The organism is Prevotella sp. HMSC073D09 (assembly GCF_001814145.1).
GTDB lineage: Bacteria > Bacteroidota > Bacteroidia > Bacteroidales > Bacteroidaceae > Prevotella > Prevotella conceptionensis.
Genome location: NZ_KV815066.1, coordinates 1 through 401, shown reverse-complemented (window position 1 = coordinate 401; position 401 = coordinate 1). Strand labels below are relative to the sequence as shown.

The 401-nt window shown below is 37.4% G+C and carries 1 protein-coding gene; it reads right to left on the bottom strand.

The genetic code is table 11. The annotated features are described in order from the left end of the window. Positions 1-183 precede the first annotated feature (183 nt). The coding region (locus HMPREF2955_RS16485; protein ID WP_210401272.1) for a hypothetical protein at positions 184-401 on the bottom strand (218 nt) is incomplete at its 5' end.

Sequence of the window (401 nt, the reverse complement as noted above, 5' to 3'; positions counted from 1 at the left end):
TCCTCAACCTGTTAACTCCTCAACCTGTTAACTCGGATACTCATAAACTTGTAAACTCCCTACTTGCCAACTTGTCAACTCGCCCACTTGTAAACTCATTAACCCAGCAACTCAAAAAATCACCAACACAAAACTTAATTTATTATTTTTTATTTACAATACTGCTCGAATTTTCACTTCATTCTAGCGAGAATAAAGGTTAAAAAGCAGGTAAACTACTACCTTTTCCTGCTTTTCCTGCCTCCTAACCTGTCTGTTTTTACGAAAAAACCTGCATTTTGCACCATTTAGCCCTTCTAGTTTGGTTGCCAGCTCGTAATTTTTCAAGCCCAAATACTCGCTTTTGGGCATCAAAACCCCACTTTTTAAGGTTCTTCCGTTAAATGGATAGATTTGTACAA